Annotated in this window: 17 protein-coding genes and 1 pseudogene; 12 read left to right on the forward strand and 6 right to left on the reverse strand. The window is 72.1% G+C overall.

Annotation, left to right across the window (positions count from 1 at the left end; all coding sequences use genetic code 11):
• Positions 1-4: 4 nt before the first annotated feature.
• The 3 genes from ACGFMK_RS36230 (at position 5) to ACGFMK_RS36240 (ending at position 3,100) form a co-directional block, all read left to right on the forward strand.
• On the forward strand, positions 5-1,615 hold the full coding sequence (locus ACGFMK_RS36230; protein ID WP_392773202.1) for a purple acid phosphatase family protein: 1,611 nt from the start codon (positions 5-7) through the stop codon (positions 1,613-1,615).
• A gap of 147 nt (positions 1,616-1,762) precedes the next feature.
• Complete coding sequence (locus ACGFMK_RS36235; RefSeq protein WP_392773204.1) at positions 1,763-2,140, forward strand: VOC family protein; 378 nt, start codon at positions 1,763-1,765, stop codon at positions 2,138-2,140.
• A 111-nt stretch (positions 2,141-2,251) separates the two neighbouring features.
• Entirely contained in the window at positions 2,252-3,100 is an 849-nt protein-coding gene (locus ACGFMK_RS36240) for an NAD(P)-dependent oxidoreductase (RefSeq protein ID WP_392773207.1), read from the forward strand.
• On the opposite strand, the gene ACGFMK_RS36245 is transcribed toward ACGFMK_RS36240, so the two are convergent.
• Positions 3,083-3,961, reverse strand: coding sequence for a hypothetical protein (locus ACGFMK_RS36245; RefSeq protein ID WP_392773209.1), 879 nt, complete (start codon positions 3,959-3,961; stop codon positions 3,083-3,085). The genes ACGFMK_RS36240 and ACGFMK_RS36245 overlap by 18 nt on opposite strands.
• 149 nt (positions 3,962-4,110) lie before the next feature.
• On the opposite strand from ACGFMK_RS36245, the gene ACGFMK_RS36250 reads away from it, so the two are divergent.
• The 7 genes from ACGFMK_RS36250 (at position 4,111) to ACGFMK_RS36280 (ending at position 12,292) form a co-directional block, all read left to right on the forward strand.
• A complete protein-coding gene (locus ACGFMK_RS36250; protein ID WP_323335218.1) occupies positions 4,111-4,497 on the forward strand; it encodes a DUF948 domain-containing protein in 387 nt (128 codons plus the stop codon).
• Positions 4,494-4,796: a hypothetical protein gene (locus ACGFMK_RS36255; protein ID WP_392773212.1), complete on the forward strand. Its 303-nt coding sequence runs from the start codon at positions 4,494-4,496 to the stop codon at positions 4,794-4,796. Before ACGFMK_RS36250 ends, ACGFMK_RS36255 begins: the two co-directional genes overlap by 4 nt.
• 71 nt (positions 4,797-4,867) lie before the next feature.
• The gene (gene alaS, locus ACGFMK_RS36260) at positions 4,868-7,528 is read left to right on the forward strand and encodes an alanine--tRNA ligase (protein ID WP_392773213.1); all 2,661 of its coding nucleotides are present in this window, start codon (positions 4,868-4,870) and stop codon (positions 7,526-7,528) included.
• Positions 7,485-8,021: a Holliday junction resolvase RuvX gene (gene ruvX / locus ACGFMK_RS36265; RefSeq protein WP_392773216.1), complete on the forward strand. Its 537-nt coding sequence runs from the start codon at positions 7,485-7,487 to the stop codon at positions 8,019-8,021. Before alaS ends, ruvX begins: the two co-directional genes overlap by 44 nt.
• Positions 8,018-10,126, forward strand: a complete 2,109-nt coding sequence (gene mltG / locus ACGFMK_RS36270; protein ID WP_392773219.1) for an endolytic transglycosylase MltG — start codon at positions 8,018-8,020, stop codon at positions 10,124-10,126. The genes ruvX and mltG overlap by 4 nt, the downstream gene beginning before the upstream one ends.
• A complete protein-coding gene (locus tag ACGFMK_RS36275; protein ID WP_392773222.1) occupies positions 10,116-10,976 on the forward strand; it encodes a shikimate dehydrogenase in 861 nt (286 codons plus the stop codon). Before mltG ends, ACGFMK_RS36275 begins: the two co-directional genes overlap by 11 nt.
• Before the next feature lie 59 nt (positions 10,977-11,035).
• Complete coding sequence (locus ACGFMK_RS36280) at positions 11,036-12,292, forward strand: GrpB family protein (RefSeq protein WP_392773225.1); 1,257 nt, start codon at positions 11,036-11,038, stop codon at positions 12,290-12,292.
• On the opposite strand, the gene ACGFMK_RS36285 is transcribed toward ACGFMK_RS36280, so the two are convergent.
• Together ACGFMK_RS36285 and ACGFMK_RS36290 are read right to left on the reverse strand one after the other, a co-directional pair.
• Complete coding sequence (locus tag ACGFMK_RS36285) at positions 12,279-12,938, reverse strand: TetR family transcriptional regulator (RefSeq protein WP_392773228.1); 660 nt, start codon at positions 12,936-12,938, stop codon at positions 12,279-12,281. The two genes, ACGFMK_RS36280 and ACGFMK_RS36285, sit on opposite strands and share 14 nt — an antisense overlap.
• A gap of 25 nt (positions 12,939-12,963) precedes the next feature.
• Positions 12,964-13,407: a hypothetical protein gene (locus ACGFMK_RS36290; RefSeq protein ID WP_392773231.1), complete on the reverse strand. Its 444-nt coding sequence runs from the start codon at positions 13,405-13,407 to the stop codon at positions 12,964-12,966.
• A 152-nt stretch (positions 13,408-13,559) separates the two neighbouring features.
• Here ACGFMK_RS36290 and ACGFMK_RS36295 point away from each other — a divergent pair.
• Both ACGFMK_RS36295 and ACGFMK_RS36300 read left to right on the forward strand, forming a co-directional pair.
• Positions 13,560-14,335: pseudogene (locus tag ACGFMK_RS36295) on the forward strand (endonuclease/exonuclease/phosphatase family protein).
• A 4-nt stretch (positions 14,336-14,339) separates the two neighbouring features.
• Positions 14,340-15,269: a D-2-hydroxyacid dehydrogenase family protein gene (locus ACGFMK_RS36300; protein WP_392773233.1), complete on the forward strand. Its 930-nt coding sequence runs from the start codon at positions 14,340-14,342 to the stop codon at positions 15,267-15,269.
• Positions 15,270-15,472: 203 nt separating this feature from the next.
• Here ACGFMK_RS36300 and ACGFMK_RS36305 read toward each other — a convergent pair whose 3' ends face one another.
• The 3 genes from ACGFMK_RS36305 to ACGFMK_RS36315 form a co-directional block, all read right to left on the reverse strand.
• On the reverse strand, positions 15,473-16,960 hold the full coding sequence (locus tag ACGFMK_RS36305; RefSeq protein WP_392773236.1) for an alpha/beta fold hydrolase: 1,488 nt from the start codon (positions 16,958-16,960) through the stop codon (positions 15,473-15,475).
• Positions 16,957-17,772: a serine hydrolase domain-containing protein gene (locus ACGFMK_RS36310; RefSeq protein WP_392773239.1), complete on the reverse strand. Its 816-nt coding sequence runs from the start codon at positions 17,770-17,772 to the stop codon at positions 16,957-16,959. Before ACGFMK_RS36310 ends, ACGFMK_RS36305 begins: the two co-directional genes overlap by 4 nt.
• A 92-nt stretch (positions 17,773-17,864) precedes the next feature.
• Positions 17,865-18,131, reverse strand: coding sequence for an HPr family phosphocarrier protein (locus ACGFMK_RS36315; RefSeq protein WP_013224593.1), 267 nt, complete (start codon positions 18,129-18,131; stop codon positions 17,865-17,867).
• Positions 18,132-18,142: the final 11 nt, after the last annotated feature.

An 18,142-nucleotide genomic window follows, 5' to 3' on the forward strand; every position in this document is an offset into this window, starting at 1 on the left:
GCGCATGGAAATCCCGAGAGTCGGCGTTCCCGACGCACTGGCCGCCCGCCTGACCATGGCCGAGCAGCACGAGTACCTCTCCCGACGTTCCCTGTTCAAGGGCGCGGCCGCCACCGGCGCGCTGCTCGCCGCCGGCCCGCTCCTGCTGCCCGGCACGGCCTACGCCGACGGCGCGAAGGTCGCCCCGGCCGGCCGTCACCTCGCCTTCGGGCGCAACCCGCGCACGGACATCCGCGTCGCGTGGCAGGTGCCGGCCCGCGTGAAGAACCCGTTCCTGCGCGTCGCCGAACACCACGACCGCCATGGATATCAGTGGGGACAACGGATTCCCGCCGAGACGCGGGCCCTGCACTCCGAGGTCGCCGGAGTCATCGCGCCGTACGACCAGTACTACCTGCACGCCGAGGCGAGCCGCCTGACCCCGGGCCGCACCTACACCTACGCGGTCGGCCACGACGGCTACGACCCGGCGAACGGCGACGGCGGCACCGCGGCGCTCTCGACGTTCACCACCGCGCCCGCCCGCGGGTTCCCGGCGGGGAAGTTCACCTTCACCGCGTTCGGCGACCAAGGTGTGTCGACGACGGCGCTGGCCCAGGACGGCGCGGTCGCGAAGCAGCACCCGCGGTTCCACCTGCTCGCCGGCGACATCGCCTACGCCGACCCGAGCGGCGCTGGCCTCCCGCCCGGCCCGGTCGCCGACGGCGGCCACGACCTGTACGACCCGAAGGTCTGGGACGCCTACTACAACCAGATCGAAGGCGTCGCGGCGTCCGTGCCGTGGATGGTCACCACCGGCAACCACGACATGGAAGCGCTGTACTCGCCCGACGGCTACGGCGGCCAGACCAAGCGCTGGGACTTCCCCGGCAGCGGCCCGGCCGACTGCCCGAGCGTGTATTCGTTCATCTACGGCAACGTCGGCGTGATCTCCTTGGACGCCAACGACGTTTCGTACGAGATCCCGGCCAACCGCGGTTACTCGCACGGCTCGCAGACCGCGTGGCTCAAGCGCCGCCTGCGGTACCTGCGGCTGCAGCCGGACGTCGACTTCATCGTGGTGTTCTTCCACCACTGCGCCTACTCGACGACCAACCAGCACGCGTCCGAAGGCGGCGTGCGGGAGGAGTGGGTGCCGCTGTTCGACCAGTTCCACGTCGACCTGGTCGTCAACGGGCACAACCACATCTACGAGCGCACCGACGCGCTGCGCGGCGGCCGCGTCACCAAGAAGGTCGCGATCGGCGACACCGTCGACCCGGACCGCGACGGCACCGTCTACGCCACGTGCGGTGGCGGCGGCCGGAGCGTCTACAGCTTCCCGGTGCCGGACACCTTCGACGGCGAGTTCACCAGCTACCACTGGGTGAAGGGCGGCGGGAAGGAGACGGAGACCGTCGGCTGGTCGCGCGTGCGCTACACCGGCTACTCGTTCCTCGCGATCGACGTCGAGCCCGCGTGGTTCGGCCGCAAGACCACGCTGACCGTGCGGACCCTGCGCAACGACGGCGTCGAAATCGACCGGTTCTCCTTGCGCCGCACCGCGGGACTGCACACCGCGTCGGGCGGTTTCACCGGCCGGGCGCAGGTCGGTTCGGACCCCGGCGACGCCTGACGATCGGGTGCGGGCCCCGCACGGTGGGTGCCGGGGCCCGCACCGAACGTGGGCCGCGCACTTCAAGATCATCGGGTTTCGTATGCTTCGCGCCTTGGGGCGGCCTGAACCAAGGGGGGCGGCCCAGCGAAGGCAGGAGGCATTCCCGTGCCCGCGACGCTGCAGTGCATCGTCCTGGACTGTCCCGAACCGGCTCAGCTCGCCTACTTCTACCAAGCGATCATGGGTGGCGAGGTCGACCGGCCGGACCCCCGCTGGCGGGTGGACGAGGACTGGTCGACCCTGCACGTGAACGGTCTGGTCCTGGGCTTCCAGCGCGCGCTCGACTACCGGCCGCCGCGCTGGCCGGACCCGTCGTACCCGCAGCAGTTCCACCTCGACTTCGAGGTCGACAACCTCGCCGAGACGCACCACCAGGTCCTCGCCTACGGCGGCCGGCTGCTCGACCCCGACCTGGGCGGCCGGGGGTGGCGCGTCTACGCCGACCCGGCGGGCCACCCGTTCTGCCTCCTCGGCGACTACTGACGCCCGGTTTTCTCTGCCCTGACGGCGTCTTTGCGAGGGATGTGCCGTAAAACCCTTCCGCGGTGCGGATCTCGGGCTGCGGGGCGGCGCCGGGTTCGGCACGATGGCGGTATGAGCATCGGATTCCTCGGTACCGGGATCATGGGCGCCGCGATGGCGGCCAACATCGCGAAGGCGGGCCTCGAGGTCCGCGTCTGGAACCGCACGCGGGAGAAGGCCGAGCCGCTCGCCGACGTCGCGACGGTGGCCGATTCGGCGGCCGCCGCGGCCGACGGCGCCGATATCCTGGTGACGATGCTCGCCGACGGCCCGGCCGTCGCTTCGGCGTTCGAAGCCGCTTCGCCCGCTTCGGGCACGCTGTGGCTGCAGATGAGCACGGTCGGGCTCGACTGGACCGACCGCCTCGCCGCGCTGGCGGAGAAGGCGGGCGTGGTGTTCGTCGACGCCCCGGTGCTCGGCACCCGGCAGCCGGCGGAGCAGGCCCAGCTGCAGGTCCTGGCGTCCGGCCCGGAGGAGGCGCGGCCCGCCGCGACCCCGGTGTTCGACGCGGTCGGCATCCGCACGCTGTGGCTCGGGCCGGCCGGCCAGGGCAGCCGCCTCAAGCTGGTGATGAACGCGTGGGTGCTCACGCTGACGAACGGCACCGCCGAGAGCCTCGGCCTGGCCAAGGCGCTGGGCCTGGACCCGGCCCTGTTCTTGGAGACGATCAAGGGCGGCGGCCTCGACGTCGGCTACGCGCACGTGAAGGGCGCGGCGATGCTGTCGGGCGAGTACCCGGCGTCGTTCCCGGCGGACCTGGCGGCGAAGGACGCCCGCCTGGTGGTCGAGGCCGCGGGCGACGACGTCGACGTGGCGGGCGCTCGGGCGGTCCTCTCGCACCTGGAAGCCGCGGTCGAGGCCGGCCACGGCGAAGAGGACATGGCGGTGCTCTACCGCGCGGTGCTAAAGGAGCGTGGCTAGCCGGTCGACACCCAGGCCGCTCGTCATCAGGCGCTCCTTGGCGTTGCCCAGGAGCCGGCGCGTCCACGGCGTGAAGCCGCCGTCGCCGACCTCGGCGAGTTCGCCGCCGAAGGACGCGTAGACCTTGAAGCAGAGTCCTTCGTAGTACCCGCCCCGCCCGCCTTCGCGGTCCGGGTACGGCCGGATCGGCACGTCCACGTCGTCGAGCAGCCCGGCGAACCGCGGGTCCAGCACGGTCACGGCCAGCTCGACCTCCGTCGCGCCCAGCGCGCGGCACCCGGCCGCCATCAGCCGCGCGTGCTCGGTGACGTGCTGCCGCTCGAACGCCAGGTTCCCGGTGTCCCGCCCGGCCGTCACCGCGCCGAACAGCGAGAAGTGCGCGAACAGTCCCGCGGCGACCTGCTGGGCGCGCACCACGCGCTGCACGGCCGCGAGCCGCACCGCACCAGTCCCGGACCGCCGGACCGCCGCTTCGAGAGCCAGCCCGGTCGTCGGATCGGCGGCGACCTCGGTGCCGCGGCCGGTCGGCACCACCCGGTGCTGGGCCAGCCCGGTGACCACCGAGTGGGTCCCGAGCGGGGTCAACGGCGCCAGCGTCACCGGCTCGAAAGCCGGCGCCGCGGCCAGCAGCGTGTCCTCGACCCGGCGCAGCAAGGCGAACGGCAGCGGGCTGGGGCCGACGAACCGGTCGGTCCCGTACCGGCGCCGGACGTCCGCGGCCGACAGCCGGGCCGCCCGCCGCCGCGCCACCTCCAGCTGGACGGTCGTCAGGTCCGCGCCCGGCAGCCCGGCCAGCACGTCGGCCGCGGTCCCGCCCGGCCCGGCGAGCACCCGGTGCCCGGGCCCGTCGTCGTGTCCCATCGCCCAGGTGTACCGCGTGGCCCTCGCGGGGAGCGAGGCGTTTTCCGGCCCGCTGAACCGGGCGGCGGGGTGACACGGTCGGGGACCCGGCCAGGCGGTAACCTCACCAGCACCCAAGACGCCAAGTCACACTGAACCGAGGAGGGCCCGTGTCGGCAGGGCAGATCGCCGCGTTGATCGCCGCAGGAGCATTCGTGGTGCTGGTCGTCCTGCTGGCGATCCCGCTGATCAAGCTCGGCAAGACGCTGGACGCGGCCACCGAGGCGATCGAGCGGACCAACAGCAACACCGACCCGCTGCTGATCGGCGCGAACCAGACGATCACCCACGTCAACACCCAGCTGGAGCGGGTGGACGGGATCACGTCGAACGCGCAGGCCGTCACCGGCAACGTCTCCGCGCTGACGTCGGTGTTCACCGCGACGCTGGGCGGCCCGCTCGTCAAGACCGCGGCGTTGTCCTACGGCCTCAGCAAGGCGATCCGCGCGCGCCGGAAGAAGAGCGCCGCGAAAGCCGCGAAGAAGGCCGCGAAGTGAAGCGGCTGTTCTGGCTCGGTGTCGGCGTGGCCGCCGGCGTCGCGCTGTCCCGCAAGGCCGCCGAAACCGCTCGTCAGGCCACTCCCGCGGGGTTAGCATCGAACCTGGGCGACGCCGTACGCGAGCTGGCGGGTGCCGTGGGTTCCTTCGGCGCCGAGGTGCGCGCCGGCATGAACGAGCGGGAGCAGGAGTTGCACGACATGGTCGAGGAGCGGACGGGCGTCACGGCGCCGCGCGCCGAGGGCAGGCACGCCGCCGCCCGGCGCCCCGTCCGGCGAGCTCGCCGGGCGGAAGGCTGACCGGGCCGCGCCCGGACCCTTCCGCCGCCGTCGTCACCCCTACTCCGGCACCAGCACAAGGACCTTGACCCGTGGACACACACGAAATCACCGACCGTTTCCTGCGCCATTTCGAGAGCAAGGGTCACACGCGCGTGCCGAGCGCGCCGCTGATCCTTGACGACCCGAACCTGCTGTTCGTCAACGCCGGCATGGTCCAGTTCAAGCCGTACTTCCTCGGTGAGGCGCCGCCGCCGTACCCGCGCGCGACCTCCGTGCAGAAGTGCGTGCGCACCCCGGACATCGACGAGGTCGGCAAGACCACCCGGCACAACACGTTCTTCCAGATGGCCGGCAACTTCTCCTTCGGCGACTACTTCAAGGAAGGCGCCATCGAGAACGCCTGGGAGCTGATCACCAAGCCCCAGAGCGAAGGCGGCTACGGCCTCGACCCGAACCGGATCTGGGCGACGGTCTACGAGGACGACTCCGAAGCCGCCGGCCTGTGGCGCAAGCTCACCGGGCTGCCCGGCGAGCGCATTCAGTCGCGCGACGGCAAGGACAACTACTGGGACATGGGCGTGCCCGGTCCCGGCGGTCCGTGCTCGGAGATCTACTACGACCGCGGCCCGGCGTACGGCCGCGAGGGCGGCCCGGTCGCCGACGAGGACCGCTACATCGAGATCTGGAACCTCGTCTTCATGCAGGACATCCGCGGCGAGCTGAGCCCCAAGCTCGGGCACAAGCCGATCGGTGAGCTGCCGAAGAAGAACATCGACACCGGCATGGGCGTCGAGCGCGTCGCGACGATCCTGCAGGGCGTCGAGAACGTCTACGAGACGGATCTGGTGCGCCCGGTCATCGGCCGTGCGGAGGAGTTCTCCGGCCGCCGTTACGGCGGCAACCACGCCGACGACGTCCGCTTCCGCGTGATCGCCGACCACGCCCGCACCGGCGTCATGCTGATCGGTGACGGCGTCACCCCGGGCAACGACGGCCGCGGCTACGTGCTGCGCCGGCTGCTGCGCCGCATCGTCCGCTCCTCGCGCCTGCTGGGCGTGCACGAGCCGGTGCTGCAGGAGTTCGCGAAGGTCGTGCGCGACACGATGGGCCCGACCTACCCCGAGCTGGTCAGCGGCTTCGACCGGATCAACGAGGTCGTCCGGATCGAGGAGGAGGCCTTCCTCTCGACCCTGACCAGCGGTTCGCGCATCTTCGACATGGCGGCCGAGGAGACCAAGCGCGGCGGCGGTGACGTGCTGGCCGGCGACAAGGCGTTCCAGCTGCACGACACCTACGGCTTCCCGATCGACCTGACCCTGGAGATGGCGTCCGAGCAGGGCCTGACCGTCGACGAGGAGGGCTTCCGCACGCTCATGAACGAGCAGCGGACCCGCGCGAAGGCGGACGCGGCGTCGCGCAAGACCGGCCACGGCGACCTCTCGGAGTACCGCAAGGTCCTGGAGCAGCACGGCGAGACCGAGTTCCTCGGCTACACCGACCTGCAGGCCGAGGCCAAGGTCGTCGCGCTGCTGGAGGACGGGCAGCCGGTCCGCAGCGTCTCGGCGGGCAAGAAGGCCGAGCTGGTCCTCGACCGCACCCCGTTCTACGCCGAAAGCGGTGGCCAGGTCGCCGACACCGGCGTGCTGCTCGGCGACGGCGTCGAGCTGAAGGTCCTGGACGTCCAGAAGATCGTCCCGGGGCTGTTCGTGCACCGCGTCGAGGTGCTCGACGGCGAGGTCGGCCTCGACTCCAAGGTCACCGGCTCGGTCGACGCGCACCGCCGGCTGTCCATCGAGCGCTCCCACTCCGCGACGCACCTGGTGCACGCGGCGGTCCGCGGCGCCTACGGCAAGCGCGCGGCGCAGGCGGGCTCGCTGAACTCGCCGGGCCGCATGCGGTTCGACTTCACCACGCCGGGTTCGGTCTCGGCGGACGTCCTCACCGAGGTCGAGCAGGAGGTCAACGACTACCTGCAGACCGACGTCGAGGTCACCAGCTTCACCACGACCAAGGACAAGGCCCTCGAGCTCGGCGCGGTCGCGCTGTTCGGCGAGAAGTACGGCAACGACGTCCGCGTGGTCGACATGGGCGAGTACTCCCGCGAGCTCTGCGGTGGCACGCACGTGGACCGGATCGGCCAGCTCGGCCTGGTCAAGCTGGTCTCCGACGCCTCCATCGGCTCGGGCGTGCACCGCGTCGAGGCGCTCGTCGGCACGGACGCGCTCAAGTACGTCCGCAAGGAGCAGCTGCTGGTCTCGCAGCTGGCGAACACCTTCAAGGTGCCCTCGGACGAGCTGCCGGGCCGCATCGAGGACGTCCTGACCCGGCTGAAGAACGCCGAGAAGGAGATCGCCCAGCTGAAGACCCAGCAGGTGCTGGGCTCGACGGGGGCGCTGGCCGACAAGGCGGTCGACGTCAACGGCGTCTCGGTCGTCGCCGAGGTCGTCCCGGACGTCGACGGCAACGGCCTGCGCGCGCTCGCGTCGGACATCCGCGGCCGCCTCGGCGCGCGGCCCGGCGTCGTGGCGCTGTTCTCGCCGGCCGGCGAGAAGCTCAGCTTCGTCGTCGCGACGACGAAGGCGGCGCAGGACAAGGGCATCGCGGCCGGCAAGCTCGTCCCGTCGTTCGCCGGCGCGATCGGCGGCCGCGGCGGCGGCAAGCCCGACATGGCCCAGGGCGGTGGCACGAACCCGGCCGGCGCGGCCGATGCGGTCACGGCCCTGCGCGCGGCGATCGCCGGCATTGGTTAACCGCGGAAACCGGGGCCCGGATCGGCCCGGAGTGTCCGATCCGGGCCGCGGCCGGCGGCTCGGTGTGGATGTCGGCTCGGTCCGGGTCGGGGTCGCTCTGAGCGATCCGGCCCCCGTGCTCGCGTCGCCATTGGTTACCCTCTCCCGCGATGCGACCGACGACAGTGATCTGGACCAGCTGGCCGCCCTCGTCACCGAGCACGAGGTGGTCGAGGTGATCGTGGGGTTGCCGCGTACGCTCGCCAACCGGCAGGGTCCGGCGGCCGAGCTGGCGATCGCGTATTCTGAACGCCTGGCCGGGCGCGTCGCGCCCGTGCCGGTCCGGCTGGGCGACGAGCGGCTGACCACGGTCACCGCATCCCGCATCCTCTCCCAGCGCGGGGTCAAAGGCCGCAAGCAGCGAGCGGTGGTCGACCAGGCCGCCGCCGTGGAGATCCTGCAGGCCTGGATCGACGCCGCTGCTGCGCACCGCGCCCGGGAGGGAGACCGATGAACGACGAGCAGCCTGAGCGCCCGCGCGGCCGACGGAGGCTGCGTGAGCCGGAAGACGCCGCCCCACCGCCGTCCCGGCCCGCGCCCCGCCGAGCCGACCCGCGTGACCCGCGGGCCGCCGAAGCCCGCCGCGCGCAGGCGCCGAGCGGGTACCACGAGCTTCCGCAGCCGTCCCGCCGGCCGCAGGCCCCGAGCGGCCAGCACGAGCTGCCCCAGCCGACCCGGCGGCAGCCGCCCGCCGACCCGCGCCGCGACGCCCCCGCGACCGGGCGCCGTCGGCGGCTCGAGCCGCCGGACACGCTGCCCCCGGTCGACGACGAGCTCGACCCCCGCGCCCAGCGCGCCGCGCCCGCCCGGGCCGCCCGCGCCCGCCACGGCCTCGACGAGGGGTCCGAGGTGCAGGCGCCGGTGTCGAGACGGCGTCGCGCGGAACCGGACGAGGCCGAGGTCCAGGCACCGCGCCGGCGCCGCCCGGCCCCCGAGCCGGAAGAGGTCGCCGAGCCGCCTCGGCGGGGCCGTCCGGCTCCCGAGCCGGAGGAGATCCGGACGCGCCGCGCGGTTCCCGAACCGGCCGAAGGGCTCGAAACCCCGCAGCGGCGCCGTGCGGCCGCCGAACCGCCGGCTCCCGCCGCTCAGCCGCCCGCCCGGCGGACCGGCCAACCGGGTGACCGCTCTGTCGGCGTGCCCGCGCCCGGCGCCGAGCCGCCGCGGCGCCGCCGCCCGCCGCCCCCGCCGGCGCGCGAAGAGCCGGTGACCGACATCATCCCGGCGCAGGCCCCGGCGCCCCCGCCCGAGCCCGTCCACGCGCCCCGCGAGGAGCCGGCCCAGGACGACCTCTTCGCCGGCGACGAGTACGACGAATACGCGGAGTACGACGAGTACGACGGCGAATACGCGGACGACTACGACGAGACCGAGTACGACCCGGAATACGACGGGGAGTACGACGAGGACTACGAGGACGAGCCGGAGAAGAAGCCCCGGAAGAAGAAGGGCAAGCGCGCGCTCGGCTGGATCGCCGCGGTCGCGGTGATCGTCCTGCTCGCCGGCGGCGCCTACTACGGCTTCAACAGGTTCTTCGGCTACGAGGACTACGACGGTGCCGGCGACGGCGACGTCCTGTTCCAGGTCGACGACGGCGACTCGACGTCGGCGATCGGCGCCAAGCTCACGACGGCCGGCGTCGTCGCCAGCAGCAAGGCCTTCGTGAAGGCCGGCGAGGACAACCCGAAGCTCTCGAAGATCCAGCACGGCTTCTACGTCATGAAGTCGCACATGTCCGGGGCCAGCGCGGTCGACCGGATCGTCTCGCCCACCGCCCGGGTGGGGCAGCTGGAGATCCGCCCCTACACGCAGTTCGACGACATCACCCAGCCCGACGGCAAGGTCACGCCCGGTGTGTACAGCCTGATGGCGAAGGCGTCGTGCGCGCAGCTCAACGGCAAGAGCACCTGCGTCACCACCGACGACCTGCGCAAGGTCGTCGACGGCGCGGACCTCAAGACCCTCGGCGTGCCCGACTGGGCGGTCGCGGACGCGAACAAGGCCGACCGCAAGGACCGCAGGCTGGAAGGCCTGATCGCGCCCGGGCTCTACGACGTCCGGCCCGGGGCGACCGCGCAGGAGATCGTCGGCCAGCTGGTCCGCAGCTCGACCGAGGCGATCCAGAACGCCGGCCTGAGCCCGCAGTCGACCGGCCCGGGGATGACGCCGTACCAGACGCTGATCATCGCCTCGATCATCGAGCGCGAGGCGGTGAAGGCCGACTTCGGCAAGCTCTCGCGGGTGATCTACAACCGGCTGGCGGCCACCATGCGGCTGCAGATGGACTCCACCGTCAACTACGTGCTGGACCGGCCGACCCTGGCGACCAACGACGCGGACCGGACCCGGGCCGGGGCGTACAACACGTACAAGATCCCGGGCCTCACGCCGACCCCGATCTCGGTGCCCAGCCCCGAGGCCATCCAGGCCGCGGTGCACCCCGTCGAGGGCGAGTGGCTGTACTTCGTCAAGTGCGAGAAGAACGGCCTGTCCTGCTTCGCGGTCTCGTTCGACGACCACCGCAAGAACGTCGACCTGGCCAAGGAACGCGGTGTCTTCTGAGACCCCTCGCCGGGCCGCGGTCCTGGGCCGGCCGGTGGCGCACTCGCTGTCCCCGGTGCTGCACGGCGCCGCGTTCGGCGCGCTCGGCCTGACCGGCTGGACGTACGAGCGGATCGAGACGGGCGCCGAGGACCTCCCGGCGTTCGTCGACGGCCTCGGCCCGGAGTGGGCCGGGCTCTCGGTCACCATGCCGGGCAAGCGCGCGGCGTTGGACCACGCGGACGAGGTGACGCCGCGCGCGGCCGCGGTCGGCGCGGCCAACACGCTGGTCCGCACCGCGAAGGGCTGGCTCGCCGACTGCACCGACGTCGAAGGGGTCACCGGCGCCCTGCGCGCGGCCGGTGGGTACACGCCGACGTCGTCGGACACCGCGATCGTGCTCGGCGCGGGCGGTACCGCGGCCGCGGCGGTCGTCGGCTTGGCCGCGCTGGGCGTGCGACAGGTGCGCCTGGTCGTGCGGGATCCCGCGCGGGCGGCCGAAACCCTCGACGCGGCGAAGCGTGCTTCGCTCGACGTCGACGTGCTGCGGTGGGCCGAAACGGACTTCGCGGCGCTGGCGGCGGAAGCCGCGGTGCTGGTGAACACCGTGCCGCCGGACGCGGTCCGGCCGCACATGGCCGACCTCGCGGCCGTCGCGCACGTCCTCGACGTCATCTACCACCCGTGGCCGACGCCGCTCGCCGAGGCCGTCGCGGCCCGCGGCGGCAGGCTCGCCACCGGGCTGGACATGTTGCTGCACCAGGCGTTCGGCCAGGCCGAGCACTTCACCGGCCGCCCGGCACCGCGCGCGGCGATGCGCGACGCGCTGCGCGAGGCGACCGGGAACATCCTGCCGCTCCCGATCGGGTAAATCCGCTTGCCCCGGGTTGATATTCTGGCCGACTGCCTTCAGCAAGGGGGTCCACCGGAATGACCAGCCAAGAAGCACTCGACGACGACCAGTTGGAGAACGCCTGGGTCGGCGGCGAGCCGCCGAAGCTCGACTCGACCGTCACCCTCGTCGATTACGACCCGGAGTGGCCCAAGGCTTTCGAGCGTGAAGCCGCGCGGATCAGGAGCGTCCTGGGGGAGCGGGCGCTCGTCCTCGACCACGTCGGCTCGACCTCGGTGCCGGGCCTGTGCGCGAAGCCGATCGTCGACATCCTCCTCGAGGTGCCGGACTCCGACGAGGAGGACGCCTACCTGCCGGCGCTGGAGGGCGCGGGCTACCGGCTCGTCATCCGCGAGCCGGACTGGGAGAAGCACCGCTGCTTCAAGGGCCCGGACATGGACATCAACCTGCACGTCTACTCACCCGGCAACGGCCAGACGCCGCGCTACCGGCTCTTCCGCGAACGCCTGCGCTCGCACCCGGAGGAGCTGGCGCTGTACGCGGCGAAGAAGCGTGAGCTGGCCGCGCGGGAGTGGAAGTACGTCCAGAACTACGCCGACGCCAAGACCGAGGTGATCGAGGAGATCATCGGCCGGGCGCGGGCCGAGCAGTACGACGCCTACAGCGAGGCCTACGCCGAGCACGCCGGGAAGTCCGTCACCAACGCCCTCTACGACCGGCCCGCGATCGTGGACCTGGCCGGCGACGTCGAGGGCAAGCGGGTGCTGGACGTCGGCTGCGCGGCCGGGCACCTGAGCGCGCTGCTGGCCGCGCGGGGCGCCGACGTCCTCGGTGTCGACGCCAGCGCGGGCATGATCACCGTCGCCCGCCGCAAGTTCGGCGACGTCGCCCGCTTCGAGCAGGCGGACGTCACCCGGCCCCTGGCCGTCGAGGACGGCTCGATCGACGTCATCACGGCGTCGCTCCTGCTGCACTACCTGAAGGACTGGGGCGCCACCCTCGCCGAGTTCCGGCGGGTGCTCAAGCCCGGCGGCGTCCTCGTGTTCTCCGTGCACCACCCCGGCGAGGACTGGCACTGGTTCGGCAAGGAGAACTACTTCGAGGTCGAATTGCTCGACGACGACTTCGGCCTCGAAGGCATCGAGCACCCGGTCCAGTTCTACCGGCGGCCGCTGAGCTGGACGTTCGAGGAGGTCCGCGGCGCCGGCTTCGCCGTCGACCGCCTGGTGGAGCCGATGCCGGTGCCGGAAGCCGACAAAACCGACCCGAAGTGGGCGAAGAACCTCCGGAGCAAGCCGCGCTTCCTGTACTTCCGGGCGGTCAATCCCGCTTAGCGAGGTCCTGGATCAGGTCGACGATCTCCCGGCTGACGGGGCGGAACACCCGCAGCCGGGAGAGCGCGGCCAGCCGGGCCAGCAGCGGGACACTGCGCTCGACCAGCATCTTGCTGCGCTTCTCGCGGGCCGAGCGGTCGTGCACCCAGAAGAGCACCACACCCATCTGGAACAGCCAGAGCAGCTCGGGCAGCTGCGCGCGCAGCTCCGGGTCGAGCTTGACGTCGGAGCCGTCCACGACCTCGCGCATCAGCTCGATGGAGGCGTTGCGGGCGGCCGAAGACTCGTCGCTGAACGGGCTCAGCGGCGACTCCGGGTCGGCCGCGTTGACGAAGAACTGCGTCCCGAAGCGGTGGTAGGGCTCGGCCAGCTCCAGCCAGCAGAGCAGGACGGCCTTCAGCCGCTCCGCGAACCGGGGCTCGCCGGTGAGCAGCGCGCGGGCGGCGTCGAGGTGCAGCCGCGCGATCTCGTCGTAGAACCCCTGGATCAGCTGTTCCTTCGAGGAGAAGTAGTAGTACGCGTTCCCGACCGAGACCCCGGCCTCGGCGGCGATCGCGCGCATCGTCGTGCGGTCGTAGCCGTTCTCGGTGAACAGCCGCATGGCGGTGGTGACGATCAGGGACCGTGTTTCCTCGCTCTTCGGCACGCTCTGCACGTTAGTGCCGCTCACGTCAGGGCGCGGGGAAGGGCGGGACCTGCGGGCCGGGCGCGCCGGGGTAGGGGACGGGACGGCCGGCGAGCACCGGCCCGGGCACCGGGACGGCCTTCGGGGCCAGGTGGCGGCGGCGGATGCCGTTGAACACCAGCACGTTGAACAGGTGCATGACGCCGAGCACGAGCGCGACTACGCCGACCTTCACCGACAGCAGCTCGAACACCTCGCGGGCGCCGTGCACGTCGGCGTGGCTGGTCAGGAAGAGCGTCACGAAGCCGAGGCTGATCAGGTAGAAGCCGACGACCAGCAGCTGGTTGACGGCGTTGGCCAGGCCGGGGCTGTCCTCGAAGACCTGGGTGAGGAAGGTGCGGCCGTGCTTGCTGAGCGTCCGGGCGACGAGCACCGTCAACGGGATGCTGATCAGCAGGTAGAGCGCGTAGGCGACAACAACGGGTTCCATGGTCCCTCCAAGTTTTGAACGTGTTCAAGGCGGACTGTAGGCCTAGTTTTGAACACGTTCAAGAGAGCTGGGTCACGTCGCCTGTTCACCCGACGGTCGCTCGGCGGGGCGCTTTCGGCGCATAAGGTGGCCGCCGACCGGGAGGTACCACCGTGAAACGCATCGCCGTAGGGCTTACGGTGGCTGCGCTCGTCGCGCTGGCCGTGCCGCTTCCGCTTCCGCGAGTTTCGGGCAGAGTGTCCGCTTCGCCGCCTTCAACGCGTCGCTCAACCGTGCCGCCGCCGGGCAGCTGCTGACCGACCTGTCGACGCCGGGCAACGCCCAGGCGCAGAAGGTCGCCGAGGTCGTGCAGCGCAACCGCGCCGACGTCCAGCTGATCAACGAGTTCGACTACGTGCCGGGCAACGCCGCGGCCGACGCGTTCCGCAAGAACTACCTGGCCGTGGGCCGGCACGGCGCCAAGCCGATCGACTACCCGTACGGCTACACGGCGCCGGTCAACACCGGCGTCCCGACGGGCGACGACCGCGGGCACCGCGGCGGCCTGGGCGCGGGGGAGCGGTTCGTCGTCGCGGGCGACGACAACTCCGACCCGCTCGACGGCGACAGCGTGCCCGGCGCCATCCAGCAGCTGCTGAACGCGCCCCGGGTGATCCAGACCCGCCCGGGCAGCCGCGGCGCCGTGCCGGCCGCCCAGGCCCAGGGCGGTGCGAACGTGGGCCAGAAGAGCGACCCGTTCTACGACACCGGCGACTTCGGCGACGTCACGCCGGGCAACCTGCGCACGGACCACGTGCTGCCGTCGAAGGGCCTGCTGCCCCGGTACGCCGAGGTGTTCTGGCCGGTGCCGTCGGACGAGCTGTCCCGGCTGAACGACGCGTCCGACCATCACCTGGTCCGCGTGGACGTCTTCGTGCCGCTACGGTGAGATCATGCGGATCGCCATTCTCGACGACTACCAGGACGTCTCCCGCACCTTCGGGGACTGGGACTCGCTGGAGGCCGACATCACGGTCTTCACCGAGCCGCTGGACGACGTCGTCAAGCAGCTGCAGGGCTTCGAAGCGGTCGTCGCGATGCGCGAGCGGACCCGGTTCACCGCCGAGGTCCTCGACCGGCTGCCCGACCTGAAGCTGCTCGTCAGCACCGGCAAGCGGAACGCGGCCATCGACGTGCCGGCCGCGCGGCGCAACGGCGTCGTCGTGTCGGCCACCGGCTACATCGGTGAGCCGACCGCCGAGCACACGTGGGCGCTGATCCTCGCGGCGTCGCGCAACCTGCCGCAAGAGTTCCGCTCCATGCGCGAAGGCGGCTGGCAGACGAGCGTCGGCACCATGCTGCACGGCAAAACGCTCGGCCTGCTCGGCCTCGGGCGGCTCGGCGCGGGCGCGGCGAAGATCGGTCAGGTCTTCGGGATGGAGACCATCGCCTGGAGCCAGAACCTCACGCCGGAAAAGGCCGAGCCGCACGGCGTAACGGCGGTGTCCAAAGAGGACCTGTTCGCCCGCTCGGACGTGCTGTCGATCCACCTCGTGCTCAGCGACCGCAGCCGCGGCCTGGTCGGCGCGGACGAAATCGCGGCGATGAAGCCGGGCGCGCTGCTGGTGAACACCTCGCGCGGCCCGATCGTCGACGAGGCCGCGTTGGTGGACGCGTTGCGCCGCAAGGTGATCCGCGCGGCGATCGACGTCTACGACACCGAGCCGTTCCCGGCCGACCATCCACTGAGGACACTCGAGAACGCGACCCTCACCCCGCACATCGGCTTCGTCACGCGGGAGGTCTACGAGATCTTCTACGGCGACGCGGTCGAGGACATCGCGGCCTTCCAGGCGGGGTCCCCGATCCGCGTCATGGAGTAGTGGTGTGCGGCCCGCCGGGGCCCGAGGTCCCCGCACCGGCCCGGCGGCGGGCCCGCACCCCTAGATGACACCACCCGGCCCACGGCGGCGGCAGGGTCCAAAGACCCTGCCCGGCGCGGCCATCCGGCTGAACGCGCGGTGCGGGTTGGTCGTGAGTGAGAAACAGTGTTCTAACCCTGTTTCCCACTCACGACCGCTCCGGTTCAGGGGAACGGCACCGTGTCCGGGGCACAGGTCGTTCCCGCCGCCGGGACGGCCAGGTCGGTCAGGTACCGGGTCACGGCCGCCGTGGCGCAGGCGCTGTGGACGTCCAGGGACGTGTGGCCGTAGCCGTCGACCACCAGGACCCGGCCGTCGCCCAGTTCCGCCGCCGTCGCCTGGGCGTTGTGCAGCGGGGTCGCCGGGTCGAACCGGTTGTTCAGCACCAGCACCGGGTTCTTGCGGGCCCGGTTCCACGGGCCGGTGTAGCGGTCGGCGTCGTGCGCGGGCCAGCCGGCGCACTGCGCCATCGAAAACACCGCGCCGAGCCCGAAGTACGGCTGCCGCTTGCTTTCGCTCGCCGCGAGCGCGGCGTAGTCGGCCGGGGCCGAGGGGTTGTCGCTGTCGACGCACTGGACCGCCAGGAAGCTGGGGGAGTGCGTCGGTACGTACGGGTCCAGCACCGGCGAAGCGGCGCCCGGATCCGACGGCAGGGCCGCGAACGTCTCGGCGAGGCGCTTCCAGCGGCCGGACTGGTACAACGCGCTGTCGATCGTCCGCATCAGGGAGGACACGCCCGCCCCGCGCGAAGCGTGGGCGAAGACGCCGGCGAACTTCGCCTTGAGGTCACCGCCGGAGAACGCGCACTTCGGCCCGGCCGCGGCGCACACCGTGAAGAACTGGTCCAGCTCCTGCTGCTGCGCGGCGGCGACGTCGGCCCGGACGTCGACCGGCTGCTTCTCCTGCCCCGGCTTGCCGGTGGCGTTCGCGACCAGGTCGAGCGTGCCGTCGAGGGTCATCGCGCGCACCTTGTCCGGGAACAGGTTCGCGTACGTGCCGCCGAGGTAGGTGCCGTAGGAGTAACCGTAGAAGTTCAGCGCCGGATCGCCGACGGCCTGGCGCAGCAGGTCCATGTCCCGCGCGACGTTCGCCGTCGAGAGGTGGGCCGGCAGGTCGCCGGAACCGGCCGCGCACGCCTTCCCGGGCGCCGCGCTCGCGGCGAAGAAGACGTCCGGCTGCCGCAGCGGTGACGGGGTCGCCGGCGGGTGGTCCGCGCCCGGGCAGCTGATCGGCGCCGACCCGCCGATCCCGCGCGGGTCGAAGCTCACCAGGTCGAACCGGGCGCGCAGCTCGTCGGGGTAGCGCGCGGCGAACCGCGTCAGCTCGCCGACGCCGTCGGTGCCCGGGCCGCCGAAGTTGAAGAACAGCGAACCGATCCGGCGTCCGGGATCACTCGCCGGGAGCCGGATCACCGAGAGCGTGATCGCCCGGCCCTTCGGCTCGCGGTAGCTCAGCGGCACGGACGCGGGCGTGCACTGGTAGCCGCCGTGACACGGCGTCCAGTGCAGCGCGGGCACCGCGGCACCGTTGGTGCCCAGCGCCGGGGGAGCGTCGGCGGCCGCCGGCGGTGGCGACACCGGCGGCGCGGGCGCGGCTTCGGGCGCGCTGCAGGCGGCGAGCAGGAGCAGTGCGGCAAGGAGGAGCCGTTTCACGCGCCCAGGTCCGCCAGCACGGCGTCGGTGTAGCGCGGCCAGACCTCGGCCGCCCACGGCCCGAAGGCGCGGTCGGTCAGCGCGACGCAGGCCGCGCCGGCGTCCGGGTCGACCCAGAGGAACGTGCCCGACTGCCCGAAGTGCCCGAAGGTCCGCGGTGAGCTCGCCGAGCCGGTCCAGTGCGGGCTCTTGTGGTCGCGGATCTCGAAACCGAGGCCCCAGTCGTTGGGCTTCTGGTGGCCGAACCCGGGCAGGACACCGGAAAGGCCGGGGAAGACGACGTTCGTGGCCTCGGTGACGGTGGCCGGGGCAAGCAGTTTCGGGGCCTGCAGCTCGGCCGCGAAGGCGGCCAGGTCGTCCACAGTGGACACCGCGCCGGACGCGGGCGAGCCGTCGAGGCTGCTGCCGGTCATGCCGAGCGGCCCGAACAGGGCCTCGGCCTGGTACTGCGCGAAGGGGATGCCGGAGTGCTCGGCCAGCGTGTCGGCCAGCTGCTCGAAGCCGGCGTTGGAGTAGAGCCGCCGGGTGCCCGGCGCGGCCATCGCCTTGTGCGCGTCGAAGGCGAGCCCGGAGGTGTGGGCGAGCAGGTGCCGCACGGTCGAACCCTCGGGGCCGGCCGGGGTGTCGAGCTCGACGACGCCCTCTTCGATCGCGATCAGTGCCGCGTAGGCGGTCAGCGGCTTGCTGACCGAGGCCAGCCGGAACTTCCGCGCGGTGTCGCCGTGGCGGCCCACCACGGTCCCGTCGGCGGCCACCACGGCCGTCGCGGCGTTGTCCACCGGCCACTCGTCGATCAGGCGCACGCTCTCCATGCGTCCACCCTACGAAACGCCACGAAGGCCCCCGCACCGGTGTCGGGGACCGGTGAAGGGGCCTTCATGGCGTGTTACAGCGGGGGTGTCACTCAGGCGTCGAGGTCGGTGGCGACCAGCTGGGCGACCGCTTCCACGGCCTCCTCGGCGCCCTCGCCCTCGGCGCTGATGACGACCTCGTCGCCGTACCCGGCGGCGAGGGTCATCAGGTTGAGCACGCTGCCGGCGGCCACCGGGGATCCCCCGGCCTTGGCGATCTGCACCGCGACGGGCTGCGCCGCGGCCGCCTTCGCCACCAGCGCGGCCGGCCTGGCGTGCAGGCCCACCTTGCTCGCGACGGCGACGCGTTTCTCCGGCATGTTCGTCCTCT

This window comes from Amycolatopsis sp. NPDC049252 (assembly GCF_043197175.1).
GTDB lineage: Bacteria > Actinomycetota > Actinomycetes > Mycobacteriales > Pseudonocardiaceae > Amycolatopsis.